The sequence below is a fragment of the Laspinema sp. D2d genome (assembly GCF_025370755.1).
Taxonomy (GTDB): Bacteria; Cyanobacteriota; Cyanobacteriia; order Cyanobacteriales; family Laspinemataceae; genus Laspinema.
This window is the reverse complement of the sequence record NZ_JAMXFC010000019.1, coordinates 29,209-44,840: the sequence shown is the minus strand read 5'-3', so window position 1 is coordinate 44,840 and position 15,632 is coordinate 29,209. Positions and strand designations below refer to the sequence as shown.

General features: G+C 46.5%; 14 protein-coding genes. 11 read left to right on the top strand and 3 right to left on the bottom strand.

The features are described from left to right. Positions 1-14 precede the first annotated feature (14 nt). Positions 15-1,031: an IS4 family transposase gene (locus NG796_RS14165; RefSeq protein ID WP_261207483.1), complete on the top strand. Its 1,017-nt coding sequence runs from the start codon at positions 15-17 to the stop codon at positions 1,029-1,031. Positions 1,032-1,082: 51 nt separating this feature from the next. Here NG796_RS14165 and NG796_RS14160 read toward each other — a convergent pair whose 3' ends face one another. Next, positions 1,083-1,391 carry a hypothetical protein gene (locus NG796_RS14160; protein ID WP_261207482.1) on the bottom strand — a complete coding sequence of 103 codons (309 nt, stop codon included), beginning with the start codon at positions 1,389-1,391 and terminating at the stop codon, positions 1,083-1,085. 32 nt (positions 1,392-1,423) lie between these two features. Then, on the bottom strand, positions 1,424-2,155 hold the full coding sequence (locus NG796_RS14155) for a hypothetical protein (protein WP_261207481.1): 732 nt from the start codon (positions 2,153-2,155) through the stop codon (positions 1,424-1,426). 1,094 nt (positions 2,156-3,249) lie between these two features. Here NG796_RS14155 and NG796_RS14150 point away from each other — a divergent pair. The 6 genes from NG796_RS14150 (at position 3,250) to NG796_RS14125 (ending at position 7,831) form a co-directional block, all read left to right on the top strand. After that, entirely contained in the window at positions 3,250-3,600 is a 351-nt protein-coding gene (locus NG796_RS14150; RefSeq protein WP_015149338.1) for a hypothetical protein, read from the top strand. Positions 3,601-3,706: 106 nt separating this feature from the next. Continuing rightward, a complete protein-coding gene (locus tag NG796_RS14145; protein ID WP_261207480.1) occupies positions 3,707-5,215 on the top strand; it encodes an AAA family ATPase in 1,509 nt (502 codons plus the stop codon). A gap of 138 nt (positions 5,216-5,353) precedes the next feature. Next, positions 5,354-5,704: a DUF1257 domain-containing protein gene (locus NG796_RS14140; RefSeq protein WP_015149336.1), complete on the top strand. Its 351-nt coding sequence runs from the start codon at positions 5,354-5,356 to the stop codon at positions 5,702-5,704. Positions 5,705-5,811: 107 nt separating this feature from the next. Then, a complete protein-coding gene (locus NG796_RS14135; RefSeq protein WP_261207479.1) occupies positions 5,812-6,612 on the top strand; it encodes a hypothetical protein in 801 nt (266 codons plus the stop codon). 21 nt (positions 6,613-6,633) lie between these two features. After that, a complete protein-coding gene (locus NG796_RS14130; protein ID WP_261207478.1) occupies positions 6,634-6,798 on the top strand; it encodes a hypothetical protein in 165 nt (54 codons plus the stop codon). Positions 6,799-6,970: 172 nt separating this feature from the next. Beyond that, complete coding sequence (locus NG796_RS14125; protein ID WP_261207477.1) at positions 6,971-7,831, top strand: 3'(2'),5'-bisphosphate nucleotidase CysQ; 861 nt, start codon at positions 6,971-6,973, stop codon at positions 7,829-7,831. A 26-nt stretch (positions 7,832-7,857) separates the two neighbouring features. Here the strand turns inward: NG796_RS14125 and NG796_RS14120 are convergent, their stop codons facing one another. Further along, on the bottom strand, positions 7,858-9,045 hold the full coding sequence (locus NG796_RS14120; protein WP_261207476.1) for a DUF58 domain-containing protein: 1,188 nt from the start codon (positions 9,043-9,045) through the stop codon (positions 7,858-7,860). An 827-nt stretch (positions 9,046-9,872) separates the two neighbouring features. Between NG796_RS14120 and btpA the strand changes: the two genes are divergently transcribed. The 4 genes from btpA to NG796_RS14100 all read left to right on the top strand — a co-directional run bounded on the left by btpA (position 9,873) and on the right by NG796_RS14100 (position 15,601). Next, positions 9,873-10,724, top strand: a complete 852-nt coding sequence (gene btpA, locus NG796_RS14115) for a photosystem I biogenesis protein BtpA (protein WP_261207550.1) — start codon at positions 9,873-9,875, stop codon at positions 10,722-10,724. Positions 10,725-11,557: 833 nt separating this feature from the next. Next, positions 11,558-12,526 (top strand): vitamin K epoxide reductase family protein, encoded by a 969-nt coding sequence (locus NG796_RS14110; RefSeq protein WP_261207475.1) that lies wholly within the window; start codon positions 11,558-11,560, stop codon positions 12,524-12,526. A gap of 123 nt (positions 12,527-12,649) precedes the next feature. Beyond that, complete coding sequence (locus NG796_RS14105; RefSeq protein WP_317619311.1) at positions 12,650-14,935, top strand: CHASE2 domain-containing protein; 2,286 nt, start codon at positions 12,650-12,652, stop codon at positions 14,933-14,935. Positions 14,936-15,376: 441 nt separating this feature from the next. Continuing rightward, entirely contained in the window at positions 15,377-15,601 is a 225-nt protein-coding gene (locus tag NG796_RS14100) for a hypothetical protein (protein WP_261207474.1), read from the top strand. Positions 15,602-15,632: the final 31 nt, after the last annotated feature.

Below are 15,632 nucleotides of genomic sequence, written 5' to 3'. Positions count from 1 at the left end.
AAATTCTAACTGGAATGACATTTTCTAACTTTCCTAAAATTATAAAACGCTATCTTGCGGACCTGCCCAAAGATGATTATCCGGTGTTGGACACTTTCACATTTGTCTCCTGCTGGTTAGGTTTTAGTTTTGACCAAAGTCTCGATACGATGACTTCGCTATTTTTTCGGTTAAACAGCCGAAATATTCCTATAGATAAATCAACTTTTTCAAAAGCCAGTAAGAATAGAGATGTTGGTATATTTGAAAAGTTGTTTCAAAAATTAAAAGACGATGTAAAACGAAAAAAAGGCAAAGACAAGCTGATTTTATTCCCACTCGATTCAACAATAGTTACCTTAACCAGTAAATTATTATGGCAACAGGAATACCATCAAGTCAAGTTATTTGCAGGAACTGACAATGAACGCGGAATCATTGACGGAGTACACATTCATTTTGGCCAAGGTCACGATAGTGAATATGGAGACGAAACCATAGCAGCTACGCCTCAGAATGGAGTTGCTGTAATGGATAGAGGATTTTCAAGCTCCGAGCGAGTTCAAGAATTACTGAAAAAAGAAAATCAGTATTTTGTACTACGAATTAAAAACAATTCTACCCTGAATCTAAAAGAAGATGGAACTTATGAAGTCTGGAGCGGTAAGCGAACTGTTCAAGTCAGAGTTGTGACTTTTTGTGATTTAGAAAGTCGGACAGAATTTAGATTTATGACTAATTTGCCGGAATCAGGAGAATTAGCATATAGTAATGAAGAAATCGGAGAAATTTATCGAAGGAGATGGCAGATTGAATTACTGTGGAAGTTTTTAAAAATGCATTTAAAGCTATCTCGTTTAATCACAAAAAATCCCAACGGTATCTCGATCCAAATTTATGCTGCATTGATTTGCTATCTGCTCCTTCAGTTAGTGGAAATCCCCATTAGCTTTGGAAGTAAACCCTTAGATAAGTTAAGGTATTTACAGGCTTTTATGTCTGAAAATATCAGCTATGTCCACTGGTTCAAAAAACTCGTTTTGAATGGCTAAAATTAGCAGTTGACAGGATTAGTGTATCTATTTTTAGGTTTCTCTTAAAACTCATTCAACACTTCTGATAATAACCACCCATATCAGTATAGGAATCCACCAAGTAAATCCCGTGATTGCAGCGGCAATAAAACCAGAAACTACAATAGCTCCTCGTACTGCTAATTGTGTTTCTTTAGGATTTGCATGACCTTGTTTAAGTTTGAGCTGAGATGTAGCAGTTTTCATGGGTAAATTAGGTAGTAGTGGGGTATTTTCTGGCAGGTGTTTGTTGAGCAAACGAGCGACTAAGATAATAAATTTTTGAGCGGGATAAACTAAGACAATAATTAAGATGAAAGAAGTGCAAAATTCAAGCATTACCAATAAGGTTGTATAAAGTTTACTTTAATTTAATTTAATTTACTATTTAGGATCGAAAACAACTTATCTAAAAAACCTTGATTCAAATTTTGTCTATCTATAGCTACTTTTACCATTTCCTCTAACAACTCATTTTGATATTTATACTTGTCTTCGTCCGGATATTCTCCATCAACTATTTGCCCAATAAATTTACCAAATTCTTGATAAATCATTTCAATTACTTTTTTCTCTTGTTCTAATTTATTGGTATAAGCATTGCTGTTAAAAAAATGATGCCCTTTTTTCTCTTCTAATCTGATTTTGAGAATACGAATTAGATGTCCGACAACAATAGTTACTGATTTTGCCGGAATTTTCAAAACATTTTCTAAAAATGTCTCTGCAATTTCTCTATCCATTTTATCTGGAATTATTAATTGCCCAGCTTCATTTTTAAAATAAATTTCGATAATTCCTTGCTTCCCAGGAAATTTTATAACCTTTTGTTTTTCTTCAATTTTCCGGATTTTATTCTCTATCTTATTCCTGTATTTATCTAACAAACTGTAAACATAAATCTCGGTAGCTTTTTCAGTATATTTATCTTGAGAAGCTAATCCATCTATAATAGATTTGGCTGTTAATTGCGCGTCAACAATAATTTTTTTGAATTCGGTTTCCGAGATTAGACCTTGACTTCTGAGATCTATTAATTTCTCAGATACGTGAGTCTGGTAGGCGTTTAAATCTGTCCGTATTTTTGAGACTAAATTTTCCATATGTTATTAGACCTCTAGGATTAACCTAATAAATTAAAAAAATCCAAAATCATAGTCAAATATAGCTTTATTTAGTTGGAGGTATTACAATCATATATTTAATGCTTGTTGATCCCATTATGTGAACCTATGAGATTTGTTTCTTTGTTGTCATTGTAAGCTGATACTGCTAATATTGACAAGTCGGAAAAACCCGGAAAAAAACGGAAAACCCCGGGACTTTAATTAAATATGGCTCTGATGGACTTTCAGTGAAAGCCTGGGGTTATGGATCTCATGGTATCAAGAATGAGTTCGGAATCTCTCGGATACCCTGCCTGCATATTTGAGCTTTCTCTAAGCCAGGACTTACACATAACCTTTATAGAGCGACTTCTAAAACTGACAAACCGCCATGTACTAAGGGACTCCAAAAAATAAAATCTTCTCGGGGAGATTTCCTCAACCGCCCTTGATATCCTCATCTCGTCCCCCGAGGATGGGGGTAAGCTAGAGGAATAAATATTTAATGGAAGGGGGGCTTCGGAATTCCTTAAGACCTCTAATGCCCCATTTTTTTATGGAAATCCCTAATGATGGGTTAGCCTCCGGAGCTTTTCCACTTCCTTCGCTCCACCCCACCACCAAGCTATTTTCTCCATTCCGGTGACCTCACCGCCCTCCCAAACAGCGACTCGCTGAGTTCGGGACTGGACAATCCCTGTGAGCCATTTTAAGGAAAGGTCTGGTTACCTGGCTCCCTTTTTGTTGCTTTCCTCGGGTTTGTGGGGTCTCAACTCTGGCTCCAGGACTGGGAATGGATCCTCTATTAGACGGATTGGATCCTCTTAATCCCGATTTGGAAGCCCGATCGCCTCCCATAACCGCATTCCCCGACATCAAGGCTGTTGACACTACATCTAGTATTAACACCGCATCTCATCTCTACTAATAGCGTAAAACCCGGTAAAAATGGCTCTTGATTGGACTGAATTTTCAGAGGTAATTGTAACGAAATGTTACAATAGTGCCATCAAAGTGGTTTAGCATCTTGACAGTCTGGAAATGAATCGCTAACATGGTTCACATACCCGGGTAAATCAATTCAGCGTCCTATGCAAGACAAGCAAAAGGTTACATTGTATCTGCCACCAGAACTGCATCGCCAGCTCAAAATACGAGCCGCAGTAGACTCCGAGCCAATGTCAACCATTGCCGAACGAGCCATAGATTTTTACCTGACTCACCCCGGCGTGGTAGACGAACTAGAGTCATTCCACGGGCGCACCCATAGGGTCTATAACTGTCCCGACTGCACCAGCTCAATCGTGATGCGCGATGGAGAAATGGTATCCCTCAAAAACCAGCCGAGTATATTGGCTGACGAAGGGTTGACGGTTGAGAAAGTGCCAGCGGTTACCGCGAACACGGATCAACAAGGTGAGGAACAACTCGTTCCCTGCTAAACCCAAACACTTCCACCGGGAAGTAAATTTAGTGCTCCGCATCTAAACCCAGGGGCAATAAAGATCTAGCAATATTGTTGGCACCGTTTGTAGAAGGTCGATGGTCATGAAAGAAGAGCTCAATATCTTAATCCAAGCTCAATATCCTTTAATCTACCTCGTGACCTCCGAGGAAGAACGGGCCGAGCAGGCGATCGCAACGATTGCTCAGATCAAGCCCCAGCGTAAAGTCTTTATCTGGACTGTAACGCACGGGATAGTGGAGTATGGTCAACCCCGCAACGTTACCCAACACAATACTGTGTCGCCAGAAGCGGCCATTGAGTGGGTGGTACGGCAGCGCGAGCCTGGTTTGTTTATCTTCAAAGATTTACATCCCTTTATCGATTCTCCAGCAACCACCCGATGGTTGAGAGATGCGATCGCCAGCTTTAAAGGCACGCAAAAAGCCATCATCCTCATGTCACCGCTCCAGCAAGTTCCCATTGAGCTTGAGAAAGAAGTTGTTGTCATTGACTTTGCTCTGCCGGACTTGGCAGAACTCAATCAGGTGCTATCCCAGCAACTAGAGACGAGTCGGACTCGTAAAATCACGACTGAAACGCGGGAAAAACTTTTAAAAGCCGCCCTAGGTCTGACGCGAGATGAAGCCGAAAAAGTCTATCGCAAAGCGCAAGTCACGAGCGGAAAACTGACGGAAGCTGAAGTAGATATCGTCCTATCCGAGAAAAAACAACTCATTCGACGTAATGGGATTCTCGATTATATAGAAGAGGACGAAACCCTAGATTCAGTTGGAGGTCTGGAAGAACTGAAACGCTGGCTCAGACAACGGTCTAATGCCTTTACGGAAAGGGCGCGAGAATATGGTTTACCTCAACCGAAAGGGATGTTAATTCTCGGGGTTCCGGGTTGTGGCAAGTCAATGATTGCCAAAACGACGGCCCGCCTATGGGGTTTACCCTTACTCCGATTGGACATGGGTCGTGTGTATGACGGTTCGATGGTGGGGCGATCGGAAGCCAACCTCCGCAACGCCTTGAAAACAGCCGAATCCATTTCCCCCGTGCTACTATTTATCGATGAATTAGATAAAGCATTTGGTGGAAGCGGTGGATCATCGGACTCCGATGGAGGCACATCTAGTCGCATCTTTGGTTCCTTCCTAACCTGGATGCAAGAAAAAACCTCCCCCGTGTTTGTGATGGCTACAGCCAACCGAGTCGAAAGACTACCGGGCGAGTTCCTCAGAAAGGGACGATTTGACGAAATCTTCTTCGTTGATCTTCCCAACAATGAAGAACGCCAAGAAATTTTTAAGATTCACTTGAGCAAACGGCGTCGAGAGATCGATCGCTTCGATATCGAGCAATTGGCGAAAGTCTCGGATGGATTTTCCGGGGCAGAAATCGAACAAGCTGTGATTGCAGCCATGTACGAGGCGTTTGCTCAAGACAGAGAATTTACGCAGCTAGACATCATCGCTTCGATTAAGTCTACGCTACCGCTGTCGAAGACTATGACCGAACAGGTCACCGCCCTGAGAGATTGGGCCAGACAGCGTGCTAGACCAGCTGCTTCTTCCGTCGCTGAATACCAGCGGATGGAGTTCTAAAAGCTTTCTCCTGGGTTTTCCAGGAGCAAAGGCTAACCCATATATACCCGGGTTAGCAGTGTCCGAAAACCGCGATCGCGGTTCCCTTCAAACCCAAATGTTGTCGTTTCTTTAACTATCTTACTGGAGGAAATCCAAATGTCTCACTTTAGCACTCTTCGTACCAAAATCACCGATGCCGAAATCCTCAAGACTTCTCTGCGCGACTTAGGCATCAGCGTTAAATCCGATGCGGACGTTCGTGGTTACAATGGACAGCGTGTTCGTTCCGACTTGGTTGCAGTTCTCGAAGGCGAATATGATCTGGGCTGGTCTCGCAACAGCGACGGCACCTACGACTTGATCGCTGACCTGTGGGGTGTTGCTAAGAAGCACAACCAGACCGAATTGATCAACGCTATTAACCAGAAGTACGCGGTTAATAAGACTCTCAATGAAGTTCGTCGTCCCGGTCTGCAAAACGCTAACGTTAAGCTCGTTGTTCAGTAAACATAGAGCGCGTTCCCTTGAATTACGGGTTAACCTACCATAGGTTAGCCCGTTTTTTCTGTTTAGGGTGAGATAAAATTGCGGCCAGGAATATCGGGGGAGTGTAGATGAAATTTATACAACGAACCTCAACTCAGTTAAAACTACAAATCATCCCCTTGTTGATTTGGATGGTGGGGGGGATAGTTATACTTGTCGGGGTGGAGGAGAGTCACAAGATAGGGAGATACCGTGTGATCTGCGATCGCCTGCCAGATTCAGGTCACTGTGAAGTCAGCCAGTCCAGTTTCTGGCAAACCCACCGCCAAACCTTTCCTGTAAAAGACTTACAAGGGGCTGAGGTTGTCGTGCGTAACAGTCGTAACCGGAATACCGCTTACAAAGTCGTTCTCCTCCTTCCAGGAAGACTCATTCCCCTTCATGATTTTTTGAGTTCCAATCGCCGCGCTCATCAGAAACAAGCCGATCGCATCAACCAATTTGTGCAAGATTCAACCCAGTCCAACTTGACGATCTCTCGAAATATGTTTGGGTTGATGATTACATCCTTCCTCTTCTTCTGTGGGATGGGTCTGTTAATCATGGCCTGCTTCGGCCAAATCATTATCCTAAAATTGGATAAACGCTCCAATCAATTTATTCTTACTTGGCGAGGACTTTTAGGGACCAAACGGATTGAACATCCCCTGGGGAATATTGCCCGGAGTTATGTGGAACCGGGTATTAGTCGCCGTAGTGGTCACAAAACCTATATCATCAAAGTGATGCTTACCTCTGGAGAAACCTTTGCCTTAACGTGCTATTACAGTTCCGGATATGAGGGAAAACTCCGGATCACTCAAGAAATTCACAGCTTTTTGGGGATAGAACCAACAGAAACAATCGATGCGAGATCTTTAGTTCCTTAACCTGGAGAACTCTTTGGTTTCATGCTGGGGGGAAATCAAAAACGCCAACAACAGTTAGAAGAGTATCAGGAGAGAATTTCCCGTCAGCCGGAGGATATTGAGGTCCCCTACAGCATCGCCAGCATTCTAGCCTTGCAAGGAAAACAACCAGAGGCTAAAGCACACTTAAAAAAATTTTATTCCTAGTTCGCTGTCGCGGGAAAAATTGCCTCAATCCATCCCGATTGGCCCTCGACTCATTTAGGACCCCTGGGAATCACCCATCGAAAACACAATAGTGTGATTAATTCCAAGATTATTCAGAAACAAGTCCTAGGGTTAGAATAAGCCTGAGTCAAATCCTATTGATACTGTTTATATGCAAACTTTCTCCGTTGAGCTAGAGCGAAAAATTCGAGAGTTAATCTACCAATGTGGGACCCGGGCTGAAGACTTGGCGAAACAACCCTACTCCGTTTCGGAAAAAGGGCCAGAAGATTATGTCACCAGCATAGATCGAGAACTCGATCGCCTATTAACTGCGGGATTTTCTGAGTTATTTCCCCAAGATGGAATTATTACGGAAGAAAACGAGCGATCGCGACTGGCATTTAATGGCGATCGCGAACAACTTTGGTGCATTGACCCCCTCGATGGCACCGAAGGATTTATTCAAGGGAAGCCCCATTACTCGGTGATGATTGGCTTACTCTCCAATTTTCAACCGATCGCCGGTTGGATTTACGCCCCAGCTTTAGATCAGATGTATTATGGCGGGACCGACTGGGGACTGTTTCAAGCTGTCGGAGGTTCAGCCGTGGAACCCTTATCTCCTGTGGAACCGCCACCACCGAACTCCTCTGCCTGTCCAATTATGCTTGGCGATCGCGACCAACGGAATTTTGGGGAGGCGATCGCCCAATTAGTCCCTGGCGTTTGTTATTCTTCCCTCGGAAGTTTTGGTCTGAAAGTGATGGAAGTCATTTTTGGGCGCGCCGGACTCTATCTCTATCTCAATGGTCGAGTCAAACTGTGGGATACCGCTGGTCCCGTGGCCCTCGCCAAAGCAGCGGGGTTAGTCTGTTGTGATTTAGAGGGAAAACCCTTGAGTTTTGAACCCTCTGCACTGTCATCAGATACCTTGATTCACAAACAACCAATCATAATTGGGTGGCCGAGTTATGTAGAAGCCCTGCGATCGCCGATTTGTGAAGCGGTATTAGCCACTCAAACCCCATAAAACCATCAAGGATGAAGCCGGAACCTTCATCCTTCCGATGACTGCAACTGAAGCTGTAACGGTTTATCCCCTTGAATTTCCAGCCCTAGAAAATTGGGATTTACTGGGGCTTTTTGACCCTCCGACGGCCAGAAGACCCAGCGACTGCCTCGGGGTAACTGATTCACACTGGCGCTATTTTGAGTCAGCCAGATTAAGGGTAAAAAGGGAGGTTCTCCTACCGTTGCATCTTCTTCTCTAGCTTGGGTTGCGGCTAAAGCCTCTAAAACTCGGTTATTGCCATGAACCAAGCCAGTTCCGGCAGTCCAAAGTCGGACATTGAGTTGGCAGCGTTCGGCATAGCAGTATAAAGAAGCTGCGGCGATGACGGCGGCTTCAAAATCTTCTAAATTCCAAGAACTACCGCTATCCAGGGCGATAATGACTTCTTGTCCCCCAGTGGACACTTCTAATTCCCGGACCCGCAGTTCCCCGAGGCGCGCACTGCTGCGCCAATGGATTAAGCGAGTGGGGTCGCCATATCGGTAGGGTCGGACTGTACGGGTGATGCCTTCTGTAGCCATTTCAGCGCGCCGATCGCTATGAACCAGGAGGCTATCTTCTTGACCCATGCGATCGACCAGAGGACAGCGAGTCAGGGGTAAAACTTGGGGATAGACCACTGCGGTAGCGGGGACTTGCCGCGATCGCCTGCACCAAAATAAACCCAGGGGAGTGGCTGATCTTAACTGGACCTCATGCCAGCGATAAATCCCCCGTCGTTGGGTGGGGTAGTAGTAGACCCAATGATGAATGCCATGCGGGGGGATTTCTTCGATGGCCGATTTCATGGGTTTTCCCAACACGAAAGGAATCATATCCTCGACTTGCACCAAGATTTTTGGCTTTGCCGTCTCATTGGCGATCGCCAGATCAAGGGTGAGGTCTTCCCCAGCACTCACGGGTTCGATGGGGGTGCGCTGGACTTGTAAATCCTGGAGCGATCGCACCGGCAACCAGGCGGCAGTTCCCAACAACGCAAAACTCACACCACTGATGACATAGAGCCATCCTGCCATTGTATTGGTTGCAGCGGCAAAGAAAAATATCGCTAGGATTAACAGTAGCCAACCGGCATAGGCAGGGGTGACCCAGTGAGTTTCCAGCCAGTTGGCGATTCGATGGGGGATGCCGGTTTTTTTGGAGCGAGCTGCAATGGGTTCTGCTACAGTCATACTCGATGCCTTGGCCCTTCCAGTGGTGGGGGGTTTAATTTTTCTATGGTAAACGCAATTTTAATGTATCGCTACTGCCCTTGAGAGTGGCGGCATAATTTCCAAAGAAAAACTGGGCTAGAGTAGCTCTAACCCAGACCGAGGGTGAACAATGAACACTGTGAATGATTCCAGGTAGGTCCCCGATTGAGGCGGTGGGGGTTAGCCTTGTCCTTGGAACTTCTAATTCTGGTAGCCGCGACTGCTTTGGGGATGTCGCTTGTGCTTTCGAGTTCTATATTAACTCAGTGATTGCACGGATGTCAATCCTTAAATTTTTCAGGGGTTTTGAAGACACTTCCGGACATTTGCTGCAAAACATCTCCAAAAACCTGGTATTAAAAAGGTTGATACCCTTTTTAATACCAGTCAGGGCGATCGCCCTGTTCTCCGTATTTGTCCTGATACAGGGGCTGAGGCTACAAAACTTAACCTGAACCGTTTCCATGCTGAGATCGGGCCGATGTAGCGTTCCCCAGTCATGACAACGGGCAGATTTCATGACTTGATAGCTTTCGTTCGCCACGGCAGTACAATGAACATAGCTTACTGAGTGAGTCTAACGACTCAGGGAGGCAATCCGAGGCACGCCTTGGGTCCTCAGTTGGTAAAATCTGCCTGGGTCTGACCTCGCGATACCTGCTTAATTTATTAGGCCCGAGGAATCGCGATCGCACTCCATGCCGGAATCCAACAGTCCCGCTTTGAGCGGGTCAAGACTTACTTAAAAGTCTTGGTCAGTATATTGGTTGACCGAACGTTCTTGTGGCGTCCGAGATAGTAACAACGTGGACTTAAAACAGCTCTTCAAAACCCCGAATCCGATTATTGGTGTTGTCCATTTACTGCCCCTGCCGACCTCTCCGAGGTGGGGGGGCAGCCTCAAAACTGTCATTGAGCGAGCCGAGCGAGAGGCCACAGCGTTGGCCTCAGGCGGGGTTGATGGCATTATTGTCGAAAATTTCTTTGATGCTCCATTTACGAACGGCCAGGTCGATCCAGCCGTCGTGAGTGCCATGACCCTGATCGTGGATCGGCTGATGAACTTGGTAACGGTGCCGATCGGAATCAATGTTTTGCGAAATGATGGCCTGAGTGGATTGGCGATCGCCTCCTGTGTCGGTGCCAGCTTTATCCGGGTCAATGTCCTCACTGGGGTCATGGCGACGGACCAAGGCTTAATCGAAGGACAAGCACATCAACTCCTACGCTACCGGCGAGAACTCGGCAGCGAGGTCAAAATCCTGGCCGATGTTTTGGTGAAACACGCGCGGCCCTTGGGTTCCCCCAATCTCACCACCGCTGTGCAAGAAACCATTGAGCGCGGTTTAGCTGATGGGGTGATTCTCTCCGGTTGGGCCACTGGGAACCCCCCTTCTTTTGAAGATTTAGAACTGGCGATCGCGGCGGCGAAAGGTACTCCGGTCTTTATTGGCAGCGGTGCCAACTGGGAGAACATTTCTACCCTAATGCAGGCAGCCGATGGGGTTATTGTCTGTAGTTCCCTCAAACGACATGGACAACTGGAACAACCCGTTGATCCCATCCGCGTCAGTCAATTTGTAGAAGCTACTCGCCGGAGTCTCTCCCTAGACACTCCTTCCCCGTCACTGGCGGCTATCAAGCTGCATTCGGGGTGAGGGCCTTTTGAAAACAACTCCATGAAGGCATCAGGATGAAGGGGAAAAATTCATCCCTCATCCTGATACTGATCCGGCGTTGTCATCCGGGTTCCTGAAATCATCCTTCCTCACTCATTTGGTCTCCCTCCCCCTTCATCTCTTATCCCTCCCCTTCATCACGGCGGCATTTACCCTTTGGGGTTGAGCATTCCCCCTTCCCCTGAGCGAATATGCCACAATCAAATTGTCCTGGCTTTGCTACTTGAGCAATTGAAGGCGATCGTTCGTCGAGAGGAACGATTCTAAATCCCTTGCCTCTTCAGGTCATTGACCCGCCCAAGTCTTAACTGACTCAGTGATCGGCAACAGGTCCCTACCCCATAGCAAGTCTTAATCATTCTGACAATCGAATTAAGGGGTGGGAGCAAGATGCTCCCTTCAAGTCTTAGGGAGCATTTTGCTCCCACTCCCGGTAAAAATTGTCCAATGCCTTGAGAGGTGCTATATCCAGGAAGGCGAAGCCAATTCCTGGCTCTAAAACTAGAGTGTTCAAGAGTTTTACCCTGATGAAGAGAGTCTGTTCAACAATAGTACGGACCGATACCATAATTTAAGCGGGTATGACTCCCGGAATGGAAGGGGTACCTACCCCAAAAATATGATGCGTACAGGGTAAAACGTTTGAGGCGGTAATTGTCCCGTTGAAAGTGCATCACAAAAGCACCCCAAGCCAACTTACCCCAAGGCGATAGTCATCCTCAATATCAATGCTCACTCGGGTTAAACCCCTGTGATGCTCGTTTCCTCCGAGGGTTAACAATTCTCGGTTTGCACATTACTAAATTTTGCTTATGAGACGCCGACGTTCTACTCCGTGGATTTACCGCTGGTCGCGTTATATCATCGGCGCGATCGCCGTTTTGGGTCTTTTAGAAACCGCTTTTTTGACCGTCGTTGAGTTTACTGGATCCGCTGCGGCGGTTTGTCCGACCACCGGCTGCCAAATTGTCCTGGAAAGCGAATATGCCAAAATCTTTGGGTTGCCTCTGACCCTATTTGGGTTTTTAGGCTATACCACTATGGCGATTTTGGCCTTGGCTCCTTTGTTGATCAAAGAAGAGACCCAAAAAGATTTGAAATCGCAGGTAGACAACACCTCTTGGTTGCTGATGTTTGCGATCGCCTGCACCATGCTGGTATTTAGTCTATACCTGACTTATGTCATGTTGTTTACCCTGCAAGCGCTCTGTCCTTACTGCGTGGCTTCAGGGGTATTTTCGGTGTTGCTGTTTGTCTTAACCCTGATTGGGCGAGATTGGCCCGATCGCGGTCAACTCTTCTTTACCGGCATTATTGTCGGCATGATTACCCTGATTGGAGCTTTGGGTGTCTATGCCAATGTCAATAACCCAGGGTCTCCCGCTTCCGCAGATAACTCGATTGTTCAGCGTCAGGCTGGAACCCCGCCCTCCAATACCGGCTGGCCGATTTCTACCTCATCCGGTGAAGCTGAAATCGCCTTAGCCCGACATCTGACTGCCGTAGGGGCCAAAAACTATAGCGCCTATTGGTGTCCGCACTGCCATGAACAAAAGGAACTGTTCGGACGAGAAGCCGTGAGTGAGATTAACTACATTGAATGCGATCCGCGCGGCAAAAATCCCCAACCTCAAGTCTGCAAAGCCGTTGGAATTGAGGGATTTCCCACCTGGATCATTAACGGGGAAAAATATCCAGGGGTGCGATCGCTCTCTGAATTAGCGGCATTGTCCGGCTATCAAGGGCCAAGTAACTTTAAAAACGTCTTACCGAGTCCCTAACTCAAGGTGAACCCCAGGATCCGAGAAATTCCCAATGCGGTTTTAGGCTGGACTCGCAGTGGGAAAGTCCGGATCCCAGTCCTTTTTTTGAGCAGATTAAATTCCAGAGAAAGCCGGTATTTGATGAAAATGCAGCCCCTTAAAGGTCCAAAACTTCGATGGACAGCCCTGAGAGAACGGTGGCAACAAAGACTTCCCGACTGGAGTGGGAGCCTCTGGCTTCCCCTTAAGGCGGTTGTCGGTGTTGCCGGGTTTGTGTTAATTCTGCGCTCTACAGGACTGTTACAGTCTCTGGAATGGGGGGCTTATGACCAGATGTTTCGGTGGCGTCCCCCGGAACCGAGGGACGATCGCATCCTGATTGTGGGAATTAACGAAACGGATATCCGGGAATTTCAAAGCTGGCCGATTTCCGATCGCGTCTTAGCCGAACTGCTGCAAAAACTGGATAGCTACTCTCCCCGGGCGATCGGTCTGGATCTCTATCGGGATATTCCAGTAGAACCGGGTCACGCTGAGTTACAACAGGTCTTTGCCACCACCCCCAATCTGATTGGGATTGAAGAGGTTCCCATCGCCAAAAACCTCGTTGGGGTCCGGCCTCCGAAAGTCTTGGTGGAATTGGGGGCGGTGGGATTTAACAATGTGGCGATCGATTTCGATGGCAAAGTCCGTCGTAATCTGCTTTATCTCTGGAGTGAGGACAAATCCTACCAAAGTTTTGCCTTAAAGCTGGCCTTACTCTATCTGGAAGGGGAAGGGATTAAACCGCAACCTTCATCGGAACATCCGGACCATTTCCAACTGGGTCCCCACACCTTTCCCCGGTTTGAGGGTAATGATGGACCCTATATCAGCCAAGATAATGGCGGTTATCAAGTGCTGGCTAACTTTCATCTGGGTTCCCCGGATAACTCTGAACTGGTGCCCTATCAGGAGGTGTCCATGCAGGATGTTTTACAGGGTAAGGTTCCCCCAGAATCGGTGCGCGATCGCGTGGTCTTGATCGGTTCGACGGCTACGAGTCTCAATGATTTTTTCTACACCCCTAATAGTGCAGGATTGTTCCCCGCCCCTCGAAAAATCTTTGGGGTCCAGCTTCATGCTAATTTTGTTAGCCAAATCCTAAGTGCGGCCTTAAATGACCGTCCTCCCTCGATTGTTTTCTGGTCTGAATCTATCGAATGGCTGTGGATTGTGCTCTGGGCGATCGCCGGTGCCCTGATTAGCTCAACTGGGCGATCGCCCATTCGCCTAACGGGCAGCATCCTCCTGGCTTCCCTCATCCTGTTTGGGACCGCTACCCTGCTCTTTATCCTCGGCTGGTGGGTCCCCTTAATTCCTCCCCTCTTAACCCTCCTGGGTTCAGCGGGATTGCTCACGTCTTATATTGCTTATCATGAAGAAAAATTAAAACGCTCTTTTGCCGAATCCAAAGACTTTTTAGACCAAATCATCAATACTATCCCCGACCCCATTTTTGTTAAGGATAAAAACCATCGCTGGATTGTCTTAAATGAAGCCTATTGTCAACTCATTGGCTATCCTTTACCCGTGGTTCTTGAAAAGTCAGATTATGAAATTTTTTCCACTACTGAAGCCAATCTGTTTTGGCAGGAAGATGAATGGGTCTTAACCACGGGTTTACCCCATGAAAATGAAGCTCAGTTGACGGATGCTACGGGAACAATCCATTATATTGCGACAAAACGGTCTTTGCATAAAGATTCAGCCGGGAATATCTTTCTAGTTGGGGTGATTCGAGACATCACTGAACGCAAAAAAATGGAAGAAGAACTCAAACGGACCGCATCAGAGTTAGCTCAGTCTTACCAAGAATTAAAAGTCTCAGAAGACCGCCTACGCCACCAAGCCTATCACGATACCCTAACCAATCTTCCTAATCGCAAATTGTTCTCAGAACGGCTCAACCAAGCCTTAGAATGGGCCGCAATTAATCACCAAATTGTAGCGGTTTTATTTATTGATTTAGATGGATTTAAACAAATTAATGATACCCTCGGACATGACAGCGGGGACCTGTTATTAAAAGAAGTGGCACGACGACTCACCGCCTGTTTGCGGGGGAGTGACACGGTGGCGCGTCTGGGGGGAGATGAGTTTACCGTGATTTTACCGGCCATTCCTCGCCCCCAAGATGTGGCGAGTGTCGCTCAGAAGATTATGACGACCTTGGGGGAACCCGTGGCGATCGCGGGAGACTTGATTCATGTCACCGCCAGTATCGGAATTAGCTTATACCCTTTAAACGGGGAAGATGCAGATCTTTTAATTAAGCTTGCAGATGCAGCAATGTACCGTTCTAAAGAACTCGGTAAAAATCAATATGAATTTTATGAGGTTTCTGAAACTTCAGGACCGGAGAAGCTCAAGGATCCAGGATATTGACGGGTTTTCTCTCGATCTAGATCGCCTTAATTGTGCCACCCTAGAGCCGCAATAAAACGGGGGGGATATTCGCATTAATTATGGAAAGTATTAATCTATGTTAAGAATTGAATCAATCACGACATAAACCCTCTCCATTAACCGAATTGTCAAGGTTACTAAACATTTCAAAACCGATCTAACGATTTCCCCTAGGAGAGTCCGAGTAAATACGGATACCCCTCAACCTGAGCGGGGTTCAAGGCGGATGAATTTGATTGAAATCACAGGTTTTCACCCCCAAACCTAGGGCTAACCCCGGAAAAACTTCTTCAGTAAATCCACGGGACCACTCCTTAAAAAATTTTTTTCAGCTACTGGACAAATCCGTGAATCTACTGATAAACTAATACAACAGGGGGACATCTAGTAGGAAGGTTATTTTATGGGGTCAAGGGTGTTATGTTTACGTTCCTTCGGTCTAGTACAATCACTCTATTTTCAATCAGCAGCTTGCTAGGGACAACTCTAGTCGTCACGAGCCTGCAATCGAGTTGGACTCCTGAATCGCTCCGGAATACCACCGGCTCGAATTTGGAGATTTCCATTGCCGAATATGAACCGCCAAGACCGAGTAACGGTAAGCCCCAGGGGGAAACCCCTGGAGCTGGAACCCGCTGCATTTAGGTCTCAGACTGGTCCTCAAGATTTAGGGATA

Excerpts from the sequence above, each read along its gene's own strand:
- NG796_RS14145 (WP_261207480.1), top strand. The coding sequence starts at position 3,707 with ATGAAAGAAGAGCTCAATATCTTAATCCAAGCTCAATATCCTTTAATC.
- NG796_RS14120 (WP_261207476.1), bottom strand. The coding sequence starts at position 9,045 with ATGACTGTAGCAGAACCCATTGCAGCTCGCTCCAAAAAAACCGGCATC.
- NG796_RS14100 (WP_261207474.1), top strand. The coding sequence starts at position 15,377 with ATGTTTACGTTCCTTCGGTCTAGTACAATCACTCTATTTTCAATCAGC.
- NG796_RS14140 (WP_015149336.1), top strand. The coding sequence starts at position 5,354 with ATGTCTCACTTTAGCACTCTTCGTACCAAAATCACCGATGCCGAAATC.
- NG796_RS14165 (WP_261207483.1), top strand. The coding sequence starts at position 15 with ATGACATTTTCTAACTTTCCTAAAATTATAAAACGCTATCTTGCGGAC.
- NG796_RS14135 (WP_261207479.1), top strand. The coding sequence starts at position 5,812 with ATGAAATTTATACAACGAACCTCAACTCAGTTAAAACTACAAATCATC.
- NG796_RS14160 (WP_261207482.1), bottom strand. The coding sequence starts at position 1,391 with ATGCTTGAATTTTGCACTTCTTTCATCTTAATTATTGTCTTAGTTTAT.
- NG796_RS14105 (WP_317619311.1), top strand. The coding sequence starts at position 12,650 with ATGAAAATGCAGCCCCTTAAAGGTCCAAAACTTCGATGGACAGCCCTG.
- NG796_RS14155 (WP_261207481.1), bottom strand. The coding sequence starts at position 2,155 with ATGGAAAATTTAGTCTCAAAAATACGGACAGATTTAAACGCCTACCAG.
- NG796_RS14110 (WP_261207475.1), top strand. The coding sequence starts at position 11,558 with ATGAGACGCCGACGTTCTACTCCGTGGATTTACCGCTGGTCGCGTTAT.
- NG796_RS14150 (WP_015149338.1), top strand. The coding sequence starts at position 3,250 with ATGCAAGACAAGCAAAAGGTTACATTGTATCTGCCACCAGAACTGCAT.
- NG796_RS14130 (WP_261207478.1), top strand. The coding sequence starts at position 6,634 with ATGCTGGGGGGAAATCAAAAACGCCAACAACAGTTAGAAGAGTATCAG.
- NG796_RS14125 (WP_261207477.1), top strand. The coding sequence starts at position 6,971 with ATGCAAACTTTCTCCGTTGAGCTAGAGCGAAAAATTCGAGAGTTAATC.